Source organism: Variovorax sp. BGA-UO-ETr-C22, from assembly GCF_059567965.1.
This window is the reverse complement of sequence record NZ_JCAQPA010000011.1, coordinates 1-10148: the sequence shown is the minus strand read 5'-3', so window position 1 is coordinate 10148 and position 10148 is coordinate 1. Positions and strand designations below refer to the sequence as shown.

Sequence of the window (10148 nt, the reverse complement as noted above, 5' to 3'; positions counted from 1 at the left end):
AGACACAGCCGTGTCACCCGCACAGTCTCAGGAGTTTTCTGCCTGGGGAACTTGTTGAGAATCCGGACCTGCAGTTCGGTCATGGTTTTATTCATTCCAGTTGTCGTGCGGTGCTTCGCCCGCGGTGGCTTGCTCATCGACCTAGCCTGCCCAAGATGGTGAGTAAAGCGGGAGCACTTCAGCGGAGCTACGCAACAGCACCGGGTGCACTAAACAAAGCTTGGATGGGGCGGATATACAAGAAGCGTGGTTTCACGCTCCGTCGTCAATCGCGTTCGTGTAGCGCGAAGTCGTTTGCTTTGGTCTAACTTCATGCGTTGCATGGCAAGAGGGAATAATCATGGGAATCATCCAGAAGTCAGGTCAGCTTTTTGTCGAAGGACAAGAAGCGTTCATTCGCGGGCGGGATGCCAAGAGGGATCAGGAAGAGGGGTGGTCGGTCACGGTCAGACCTTACCGCCCCAAGCCATCCGATGGCGCTCTGGCGGACCTCTGTCAAACAACCGACTGCACGCAGCCGACCTGTTTCCTGGCTGGCAATCGCGTGCTGATGGCCGACGGGTCGCACAAGAACATCGAGGAAGTGCAGGTCGGGGATCTCCTGATGACCATGGATGGACCCGACCGGGTTCGGGCCCTGGAGCGTCCTCTGCTCGGCATGTCGCGTAAAGTCATCGAGTTGCATGGCTTGGGCGACGAGTGCCTGATCATTTCTGACGAGCATCCGCTGTGGGTCAGCCGCAGAGCGGCGGACGGCAGCACTGTAGAGAGCTGGGGAACCTACAACATCAATCACTTGCTCTTCGAAATGCGCAACTCCATCGAGCCGCGGCTTCCTTCGGTACCAGTCCCGCTGAACATCGATCTGCCCGAGCAACTGGCACATGTTTCCGGTTGGGTTCATGCACGGCCAATCTATCACCACATGGATCCTTCGACGCAGTTGTACAACGTCGCCACGGAACGCAGTTGCAGCATCTTCGTCGAGGGCTTTGCTGCGTTCAGCCATGGATTGGGCGCATTGGTGCCGCAGGTGCCATGGCAAGGACTGGCAGAAGACGAAGGCGCGTCCCGTTTTGTGAGGCAAGTCAGCGAGACGCATGCTTGACAGGCGTGCAATGCGCGGGGCCTTCCTCCACGGTCGGAAGCGATAGTCGACCGATGCTCGCCAGGGCCTGCCTCATAAGAGGTGGGACCCTTGTCGCGCGGCTTCACGACCGTGAAGTCTCCATCAAGGCCCCTTCACGGTTCTTGCAGGCATTGTTCCGTTGGTGCGACGGCAACCGAACCATCGCTGAGATCGCGGTGCTGGCCGAAGCCAAATGGCCGGGCTCCCGATTCCATGAGTTTGTCCGGGCCATGCTCGAGTGCGGCGTTCTGGCCGATGCACGATTTGCATTGGTCGAGATGCTCGACGATGTTCGACGCCGTCGGGAAAACCTCGCATCGCCGCATGGAGCTGGCACGGTTTCGGCGCTTGACTCGAACGAGTGCTTGCCTACGCAAAGCCCGGCAGACATCTCTCTTGGCCCCTCACACAAGACGCATGCTCGAGCCGAGACTGGGGGCACTCCAAATGCCGATGCGCTTTGTGAAGTTCTCAAGGAGCTTCGTGCCGTCTCGAGCGGAATGGCAAGCACGAATGCTCAGCCGCTCCAGGCGGTAGTCTTGCTGCGCGACGCGGTCGAGGGTATTGGTCGTGCTGTCTATCACGTGATTTTTTCCGGGCAGAACGTTCTGTTGCGTTCCGCCGCCCCTTTGGATACGGGGAGGCTGTTGCGCGTGTCAGTCTCTCCGTACGCCGTTTCGCAATGCATGGGAGCGCTTGCCGTCCTTGCAGGAGGACGTTTGTCCTCTGAGCAAGCCACCTATCCGGCAGATCTGGCACTGGTAGCAGCTGGCGCCGCGATTGAACGCATGCGATCTCGCGCCGAGTGCTTGGAACTGCCTTGGCAATCCACTCCGGTTCAAGATGCCGATGATTTGCGCGCCATGTGCGGTGTCGAGCATGGTGCGCTCGCTGACATGATCCTGTTTGGAAAGACCCGCTCACTCTCTACCGAAGAGCGCTCGCCAGCGCGCAGCGGCATCGATCTGCGATGGATAGGTGCCAACACCGACTTGTTGGGCTACCACGTTGCGGAAGCCTGCGTGCATTCCGACAACAAGCTCGAACCAGGCTGGGGTCGATCAACTGACGCTCAACTGGCATGCGCGAAGGCTGTGTCCGAGGCCGTCGAGCGACACGCGTTCCGCCATCCCCCTGAGAACCTGTGTTGCGCCCCAGGGCGAAAACTTGCCAGTAAGTTGGAACCAACCGCCATCGTGCGCTTTTCGGACGATCAATATCGCCGAGAGCGGGACGCACTGAGTCCCTACGATGACGATGCCGAACGGCTGTGGGTCGCCGGGAAAGAATGGGACTCTGGCGACGAACTGTGGATTCCGGCCGATTGCGTTTACAACGGCACCGACTTGCCTGCCGTGCATCGATCGCGGATGTTGATGCGCCAGACTTCGTCGGGCTGCGCGAGCGACACATCGTTGACGACCGCGCGTGAACGGGCAGGCCTTGAAGTTGTCGAACGCGATGCCTTTGCGCGCCATTGGCTGGCGCAGCATCCCGGTGTGGTCCTGGCAGGAGGTTCACTTCCTACATCCCTGTCATTGCGCATCGATGCGATCAAGGAGCGGGCTCTCGAGATCGATCTCTGCGTATTGCAGGGCAACCTGGGGCCCGTCGTGCTCGTCATGCTTACGTCAGCGCTCAAAGGCTTTTGTGTCGCCGCAACGGCGTGTGGCAACTCAGCCCATCACTCGGTGGAGCGCGCCCTTGCCGAGGCAGAGCTTGCGGCCGTGGCCAGATCTGCGCGTACCCACGTTAAAAGGCTGGCAGCCCGATCTGTCAGACGCCCTATCGACCATGCAGACCTTTATGGTCAACGTCGACACTACCGCAAGGCACATGCCATTTCACGAGGTTCTCAGGTCGTGGATTTCGGTGCTCTTGAAAAAAATTGGCCTGCGTCGTTGTCCGACCGTCTGGGCCGCACGTCGGGCACCCCGCGTGCTGCATGGGTTGACATGACGCGCAGCGACTCGCCCTTGTCGCTCGATGGCCTTCCCATCCACACTGTGCGGGTGCTCATCCCCGGTGCGATTCCCATCGGATTCGGCTACGACGCGTTGCCGCGCGGCATGAGCGCAGCGAGCGTTCCCAGCGGGAGCTTTCCGCATCCACTCCCCTAGACCGGAGCCTCCGTTCTCCGCCTCGGCTGATACATGACCATTTCCACCGTCTTCGATCACTTTCGTGCTGTCAAGGCATGGACCTCGTTTCACAAGGCCCATGCGAGCTTGGACATGAACAACCTGCAGATGGAGGTGCGTTGCGCGAATCGGTATTTCTCCTTCTATCCACTTTTTGCGGCGACGATTAACGGCCGATTGGCCCATGTGCCATCGCTGTCGGAATCGGTCGTTGCATTTGGTGGCTGGCTTCCCTATCGGCCCTATTCGACAGACCTGTCGACCAACAAGCTGCAGTTCAAGGAGTACCTGTCGAGGGCGGGTCTCAGAACACCGAGGATCTGGCGGGATGGGGAGACGCCGACGTTGCCTTACATCACCAAGCGTTCGAAAGGATCATTCGGCTACGGCATCTCGGGTCCGTTTCGCGCGCATAGTCCTGTGCCCTTGGTGAGCGTTGATCCGGAAGGGGCCAGCACGCAATTCGTTGAGCAGTTCGTGTTCGGGAAGATTGTCAAACTCTGGCTGTGGGGGGCAACGGCGGTATTTGCAGACGTGCAGACGTACGCACAGATCGTGGGCGATGGCAGCACCTGCGCAGGTGAGCTTGCAAAGCGCAAGATTCATGGCGACTCAGGCGCCAACGTTCTTGCAGACCAAGCCATCGTTGACGCTTGCCTGTCATTCCAAGGGGTGCAGCGTGACGATGTGCTTTCCGCAGGCCAGACGCTCTGGATTGACTTTCGCTACGGGCGCACCTTTCTCGCCCGACAACGGGCTGAGCGAATCAGCAATGCGCTGCCTGCACTGCAGAAGCAGTGTGCAGAGCAGTTGACGGCGTTGCAGCAGGGGGTGGCCAGGGCTTTGAGCCACGTTGCGTCGGCGCCCTTGGCTTGCAGCGTGGATGGCATCTTGGATGAGCATGGACAGCTGTGGTGGCTCGAACTCAACTCGAACCCGTTGTTTCCCCATCACGGATACAACACCATGCTGTCAGACTTGTTCGATCTTCCCCTGGTCGCAGCCTGAGGGGGGAAGGGATGAGAAGCTTGGTCATTGACAGCGCACAACTGAGCCACGATGCGCTGCTGAAGCTGATCGACGGCGAGTGCCTGGCCTTGCGCGTACGCAATTTTTTCGACCCCGCGTTGTGTCAACAGCTGACGACAAGAATCATGACGTATGAGGGGCTTCGGTCATTCAAGTACGCAACGAACATGGACAGGTTCGGCCCGTCACTTGCGGAGGTGGCTGGGTCAGAAGATGCGCTTGGCGAGTACCTGGCCACTGCGGTCGACGAGGTGGCGAAATTTCGGCGGCTTTGCGCGCCGTTCCTGTCTCCGATTGATTTGCTGCGCCTGCAACTGGACGAGGCCTGGATTGCGGGCGCGAACTTGGCCACGGTGAGCGCAAGGAAGGCGTTCACGGGGGTCGCCAGAATCCTGCGCGATGGCGGTTTCACCGGACCTCACCAGGATGCGCTGGCGTCACCCCACGTGGATCTTTCTTCCTTCATAGCCGAGCAACTAGCGGCGAATATCTATCTGCAAACGTCGACGCATGGAGGCCAGCTCGAGCTTTGGGATTTGCATTTGGAGCGTGAGGAGTATCAATCTATTCGTAGTCCCGGGAAGGTCGGAATTACGCGGGAGAAACTGCGCGCCTGCGATGTTGCTCTCAAGCCTGAACAGGGCGATCTGATTCTTTTCCGATCGACGCGCCTGCATGCGATACGAGAGGCGTCGGGTGCACCACGAGTGACCTGCTCCTCGTTCATTGGCTACCACAGCGTGAATGAGCCGCTCGTCTTCTATTGTTGAGGAGCGTTTGCCAAGTTGGAGAGGCCTGGCCATCGTGTGAAATTCGCCCTCTGAAGCCGCATTTTTGGGGGATGCGGTGGAGCGTACCGTGCTGCCTCCGACCCGTAGAGGCGCAAGTCATCACGACAATGCCGGAATCCTTGACCAGTCGAAGCATGTTGGGCCAGGTCTTGCGCCAGCCTGGGTTGTGCTCCATGGCCTCGCACGAGATCACCACGTCGAACTCATCAATGGCTTGTTGTGGTCCCGCGCTAGTGCGATGCTCCGCTAACACCACGGCCGCCGGGCAACCTTCCACTTGTGCCCCTGAAGGTCAGTTCCCTCGACGCCCGTGTCCATCAACAGACCGAAAATGCCAAGGTCGATGACAGTTGCCTCGTCCTGCTTCCAAAAAACGACCGCATACTTCGTCAAGACGTTCGCCCAACTGAATTTAGGCCAGAGATCGCCGCCATCGACGATTTGCACCTGAACTTCATACACCTTACCGGTCTCTTCGTACTTGATGCAGCCATCCGGGATGGTTGTCGTGACCGCCAGGGATGCCGCCGGCTGCAGACAAACGATGGTGGCGAGAGCTGCGAGTAACTTCTTTGGCATGGCTGGCACCGTACGAGGTTTTCGAGAATCGGCGGATCCTACCGTTACTTGAGACGACGCATCAGGCATCTACAAAGCCGATGACACGTAGTAATTGCAGGCATGGACGCGCACACAGTAGTTGAGAGCGCTGACCGATTTTTATCGGCACCACTGCTGTTCGCAGGGAACGCCGTCATTGTTTCCGTCCATCTTCACGCTAGGGCAGTTCTTCAAGAAGTAGGTGGCTTCCTGGCACGAGGTCATTTGCGAACAATACTTCCGACCGTCGCAAGAGAACGTCGCTGCAGGCTGCGGCGCCGTGGTGAGTGTGAAGGGGGCGGCTGGCGTCTGCTCGGCCAGTCGTTTTGCTTGGTGGTGCTCATATCCCTTCCAGGCCCCAAAGAGCAAGGCGGCTATCACCAATAACCTGAACATTTCTCTCCCCCTGACGCTCCTACGTCTGTTTACACTAGCTTACAGCCTTTTGTTTTCGACGAGACGGAGGGGAAACCGTGAGTTTTGACGGAGAACGGGTCGCCCGGACATTTCGAGCGGCCATGCGGGTAGAGTGCGCCGAGCTGTTCGAAGCCGGCGCGCCGGCGTGGCGCTCGTATCGGCAAGGTTGGAGCCGTGGCTGAGCCAGCCCTCCTGGCCGTGGTCGAGGTCGAGCAAGAGCAACGTATCAGGTGCCAGGCGCCTGGCTGCAACCACGGTGTCTACCGTGCGATCCACGTCGTACAGGTAGACGAAGGCCTGAAACTCTACGGCTCTCAATGCTGTGCAAAGCTGTTCGGCTGGACTTCAAAGCAACGTGCTGCTGCCTACACAACCACAGATAGAAGGTTGTCAGCAGAAGAGCGAGCGCAGCTTGAATCGAACACCGCAAGCCTTTTAGAGAAACTAAAGGTCGAGCACGAGCGGTGCAAGGCAGAGAGTCGCCAGAAGCTTCGCTCATTGAAGACCGCATTTGAGCAGCGCGCCCAAGCTTCTGTGATTGGTAGTGGAAGGAATCGTCTGGAGAAACGAACGCTCGGCACAGTGCTTAATCCCGAAATTGAGAAGCGCGCCAAAGAGATAGTGCGCGAGAGGTATCAGGTTGACGCTGATCTCCCTGGCTGGCGTGGCCTAGTGCTCCAAGAGGCCAAGAAGATTACAGACGAGCACAACAACAACGACTGACCATGCTGCTCTTCGATTTGCTGCGCACCATCGAGCCTCGCCTTGAGTCAGAAAAATGCAAGGTCCATCTCGCGAGCTCGAATGGCTCTGAAAACCCACTGCAGGTTTACTTCGAAGGAAATTTCGACGCTTGGCAGGCCTTGCAAACCAAACGGAACTTCAAGCGCGACTATGTCGTATCGCTGATTCAGCTACCCGAAAGGCTCCTGTGGCTCTACGTTGGCTCGTATGAGCAGGTAGGAAGCGTTGAACACCCGACAGAAGGTGTGAACTACCACCTGAATCAGATCCCCAGTTCAATGGAGCTCGCGGGTCGCGCCGTCTGCTACTTTGACAGGCCGGGTCGTCAACCCTATCTAAATGGTGAAACCGTTGCGCCAACTTGCCGTGTTCAAGAGGTACGAGCAGAGAAAATCCCCTTGGCCGACTTCCCGGGTTTCAAGAAAGTGAATGTCTCGTTCAGCGAACTCGCGGTCATCGTCCGCCAGGGGACTCCGTCTTGGCGGGCTGCACTCGAGAACGTTGCTGGGGTCTACCTCATCTCGGACGGGCTGACTGGCAAGCTCTATGTTGGCAGTGCCACTGGTGCGGGTGGCATATGGTCGCGGTGGTGCGCCTACCTCAACGGTCACGGTGAAAACGTGCGCCTTCGAAAGCTCATCGGTGAAGGTGGCGCTGCGCGCGCTGAGCACTTTCATTTTTCTGTGCTGGAGATTGCTGACACGCACACTAAGCCTGAGGAAGTTCTTCAGCGCGAAGCACACTGGAAAGAAGTGTTGCTCTCACGACTTCATGGCCACAACGGAAACTGAACACAGTGAGCTCACGTTTTGTTTTCGGCCTGGCGCTCGCTGTGTTCACTGCGCCTGCTTGGTCGGCCGCCTGGTCCGGTACGTATGTAGGTGGTGGTCCTGGCGTGAGCTTCTATGTTCAGCTCGTGGAGTCCCAGGGCGGAGCCATCGTTGGTCGCTTCAAGCAAGTATCTGTCGACAAAGACAACAAGCTCAACACCCTAGACGTTCCCCTGAGTGGTGCTGCCAATGGTGAGCAGTTTATGGGAAAGATTGAAGCGGGTTGGGCCAACGGCGGCAACATTGTGGTTTCAGGGAAGCGCACACCTGGAGGAATACAAATCAGTGGGGCCACAGGCTTGCGTGCGAACCTGCGCGCCGGCACGGAAGAAGACGAAGCAAGAGCGGTGGCAGCACTTCGCCAGGGGGCTCAACAAACCATTGCTGCTGGTGAGTTGCAGAAGAATCGAGAGCAACAAGAGCGCAATCTGAAAAGGCGGGCTGAGGCACTCCAAGGCATCTTGAGTGGCGCCTCTTCCTATGTCGAGAATGGAAGTCTCACTTATCGCAACTACGCTGCATATCCGAAGAAGTATGAGGACACTACCGCAAAGCTCGAAAGCACGCTGGACAAATTGAGAGCAACACCTGGCAGTGGTGGCGAAGCCGGTGGTCGTAGAACCCAGTTGAGCTCGTCAATGCTCCACTCGAAAATTGACGGCACAGAGCACCCGCACATCGAAGTGCGGCACGCTTATGAGAAATCCATGAGGGATTGGAAAGACCTTGATGCGAAGCTCTCTGCGGCCACAAAGGCTTGTCTAGAGCCAATACCACCTGACCTCGACGTGAAGGCATTCCAGCTCGCCTGTATACGTGTTCCAACAGTCAGGGGATTGGTGAAAACGGCGGGAGAGAATTCGACTGCCGAGTTCTTCAAGATCCGCGATGTCTACAAGAGTGAGCTCGCGAAGCAAGAAGCACTTCTGGTCGAGGCAAATCGAGTGAGCCGCAGCTATGACGGTCGGTGAGCCCTATGATTCCTGAGCCCGATATGGCAAGGGCGTATACGCCCGGGAGCTTGAGGCATTCATGAGTATGTCGGTCTGCCCAGGGCTGCCAGGAAGAAAAGTTTGGTCGAATTTTCTTGTTGGTCAGCGCCGTTTCCCGCTGCCAAAGCTGCCAGGCAATCGAAGGTGCGAGTCCATGAGATCGCCTCCCTTGCCAAATCGCACAGTCTTCTTTTTTTGAACTGGGCGTGTGGTTATTTTTTGCGGGACTACAGGTGTGTTCGCGGCCTTCGCAGCGACTTGAGCCACGAGCTCTGGGGTCGCCTTCTTCAGCTTCCTGGGCTTCGTCGGTGTGAGAACGAATGTGAGCTTGGGTCGAAGCGATTCAATGAGCTCTGCTGCGTGGTGCGTACCATCTATGAGAGCAAGAACGTTGTTCAAGAAACTGAAGTCCCCATGCTTCGCTGCGTGGTCAGCCGCCATCACCACTGCTTTTCGATACTGTGCAGACTGAGTTAGTTTTCTCAAGTCGAGAAAGGTGGCAATCCTCGGGTCGGTTATCAGCGAGAGAAGCTTTTTTGCCTCCGCGATCTTTTTGTCTTCCATGTCCCTCCTCGTGTTTTCAGTTCAGGAAAACTATCAACGTTTTGACGGTCTTTCAAAGTGGTGCTTCACTTGAAGCGAAAGCTACCGTCTTCGTCGAACAGATCTCTCACACCGAACCGAAGGCGAGGGAATCCTTCGCGCTTAAGCGCGTAGTTGAAGACCTCGAAGTACGCTCCGACGAAGGCGTCTTCGCTGTTGCAAAACGTGGTGTACTGAACGAGCTCACCATAATCGAGAGCGATGCAAGGTAGCTCGATGTCGTCGTGGAGCTCATAGAGGCGCGCGCTGTAGTCCGGATAATCTGGTAGGAAGAGTTCCCTCACCACGGCGAGACAAAGAATAGAGCGATTGCCAAGGTCGATAACCACATCCCCCGTGTCCATTCGCATCACCAACGGTCTGGCTCGGTCGAGGTAGCCGATTGCGCCACTCAGTTGATTACACGCCTTATTGAGGTGCGTCTTGGTCGTGGCTCGCTTTCTGTCGAGCTTGTTGCCGAGCTGCTTCTCAGTATTGGGTGAGTCCTTGGCTTCAACCAGCAAACACAAATTGTCGGTGATCACAATGACATCTGTGATTTCCTCGTTGTCGTTGTGGCGCCTGGGTGAGTGATAAATATTCACGGGCTTGAAGACACGCTGGAGGAGAAGAACAATGTCGATCTCCTGGAACTGCATGGGCTCTTCTTTCTCAAGTCGAACCTCTGCCAAGCCCTTCGCGCCATTGAACTTGAAGAGGTCGGGGCGGTCGTCTATGTACCGCCTGTTTTCGTCGTAGAGGGGCGCTTGAATGTTGGCGCCGACCGGAAACTGAGCCAGTTTTGCAGGTAGTGCCGAAGTAAAAGTGAGCCAGGTGTTCAACCTACCCTGCTGTTTATTTAAGCAGCGGGGTTCGAGGAGTGATCACCATGG

The 10148-nt window shown here is 57.3% G+C and carries 11 protein-coding genes; 7 read left to right on the top strand and 4 right to left on the bottom strand.

The window, feature by feature from the left end; all coding sequences use genetic code 11:
• Positions 1-340: 340 nt before the first annotated feature.
• From AC57B8_RS19990 to AC57B8_RS19975, 4 genes are read left to right on the top strand one after another with little or no spacing between them, the layout of a single operon-like run.
• The gene (locus AC57B8_RS19990; RefSeq protein ID WP_496480558.1) at positions 341-1108 is read left to right on the top strand and encodes a Hint domain-containing homing endonuclease; all 768 of its coding nucleotides are present in this window, start codon (positions 341-343) and stop codon (positions 1106-1108) included.
• A 53-nt stretch (positions 1109-1161) separates the two neighbouring features.
• Positions 1162-3249, top strand: a complete 2088-nt coding sequence (locus AC57B8_RS19985; protein WP_496480557.1) for a YcaO-like family protein — start codon at positions 1162-1164, stop codon at positions 3247-3249.
• A gap of 33 nt (positions 3250-3282) precedes the next feature.
• On the top strand, positions 3283-4278 hold the full coding sequence (locus AC57B8_RS19980) for a hypothetical protein (protein ID WP_496480556.1): 996 nt from the start codon (positions 3283-3285) through the stop codon (positions 4276-4278).
• A gap of 20 nt (positions 4279-4298) precedes the next feature.
• Complete coding sequence (locus tag AC57B8_RS19975) at positions 4299-5069, top strand: 2OG-Fe(II) oxygenase family protein (protein WP_496480555.1); 771 nt, start codon at positions 4299-4301, stop codon at positions 5067-5069.
• Between the two features lie 267 nt (positions 5070-5336).
• Here AC57B8_RS19975 and AC57B8_RS19970 read toward each other — a convergent pair whose 3' ends face one another.
• Both AC57B8_RS19970 and AC57B8_RS19965 read right to left on the bottom strand, forming a co-directional pair.
• Positions 5337-5669 carry a hypothetical protein gene (locus AC57B8_RS19970; protein WP_496480554.1) on the bottom strand — a complete coding sequence of 111 codons (333 nt, stop codon included), beginning with the start codon at positions 5667-5669 and terminating at the stop codon, positions 5337-5339.
• Positions 5670-5810: 141 nt separating this feature from the next.
• A complete protein-coding gene (locus AC57B8_RS19965; RefSeq protein ID WP_496480553.1) occupies positions 5811-6086 on the bottom strand; it encodes an excalibur calcium-binding domain-containing protein in 276 nt (91 codons plus the stop codon).
• A gap of 195 nt (positions 6087-6281) precedes the next feature.
• On the opposite strand from AC57B8_RS19965, the gene AC57B8_RS19960 reads away from it, so the two are divergent.
• From AC57B8_RS19960 to AC57B8_RS19950, 3 genes are read left to right on the top strand one after another with little or no spacing between them, the layout of a single operon-like run.
• Positions 6282-6830 carry a hypothetical protein gene (locus tag AC57B8_RS19960; RefSeq protein ID WP_496480552.1) on the top strand — a complete coding sequence of 183 codons (549 nt, stop codon included), beginning with the start codon at positions 6282-6284 and terminating at the stop codon, positions 6828-6830.
• Between the two features lie 2 nt (positions 6831-6832).
• The gene (locus AC57B8_RS19955) at positions 6833-7642 is read left to right on the top strand and encodes a GIY-YIG nuclease family protein (RefSeq protein ID WP_496480551.1); all 810 of its coding nucleotides are present in this window, start codon (positions 6833-6835) and stop codon (positions 7640-7642) included.
• A 5-nt stretch (positions 7643-7647) separates the two neighbouring features.
• Positions 7648-8652: a hypothetical protein gene (locus tag AC57B8_RS19950; RefSeq protein ID WP_496480550.1), complete on the top strand. Its 1005-nt coding sequence runs from the start codon at positions 7648-7650 to the stop codon at positions 8650-8652.
• Positions 8653-8775: 123 nt separating this feature from the next.
• Here AC57B8_RS19950 and AC57B8_RS19945 read toward each other — a convergent pair whose 3' ends face one another.
• Together AC57B8_RS19945 and AC57B8_RS19940 are read right to left on the bottom strand one after the other, a co-directional pair.
• Positions 8776-9237 (bottom strand): hypothetical protein, encoded by a 462-nt coding sequence (locus tag AC57B8_RS19945; protein ID WP_496480549.1) that lies wholly within the window; start codon positions 9235-9237, stop codon positions 8776-8778.
• 65 nt (positions 9238-9302) lie between these two features.
• The gene (locus tag AC57B8_RS19940) at positions 9303-10097 is read right to left on the bottom strand and encodes a hypothetical protein (RefSeq protein WP_496480548.1); all 795 of its coding nucleotides are present in this window, start codon (positions 10095-10097) and stop codon (positions 9303-9305) included.
• Between the last annotated feature and the right edge of the window lie 51 nt (positions 10098-10148).

Bases quoted from the DNA above. Each gene is read 5' to 3' on its own strand.
- AC57B8_RS19990 (WP_496480558.1), top strand. From the start codon at position 341: ATGGGAATCATCCAGAAGTCAGGTCAGCTTTTTGTCGAAGGACAAGAA.
- AC57B8_RS19985 (WP_496480557.1), top strand. From the start codon at position 1,162: ATGCTCGCCAGGGCCTGCCTCATAAGAGGTGGGACCCTTGTCGCGCGG.
- AC57B8_RS19980 (WP_496480556.1), top strand. From the start codon at position 3,283: ATGACCATTTCCACCGTCTTCGATCACTTTCGTGCTGTCAAGGCATGG.
- AC57B8_RS19970 (WP_496480554.1), bottom strand. From the start codon at position 5,669: ATGCCAAAGAAGTTACTCGCAGCTCTCGCCACCATCGTTTGTCTGCAG.
- AC57B8_RS19965 (WP_496480553.1), bottom strand. From the start codon at position 6,086: ATGTTCAGGTTATTGGTGATAGCCGCCTTGCTCTTTGGGGCCTGGAAG.
- AC57B8_RS19955 (WP_496480551.1), top strand. From the start codon at position 6,833: ATGCTGCTCTTCGATTTGCTGCGCACCATCGAGCCTCGCCTTGAGTCA.
- AC57B8_RS19945 (WP_496480549.1), bottom strand. From the start codon at position 9,237: ATGGAAGACAAAAAGATCGCGGAGGCAAAAAAGCTTCTCTCGCTGATA.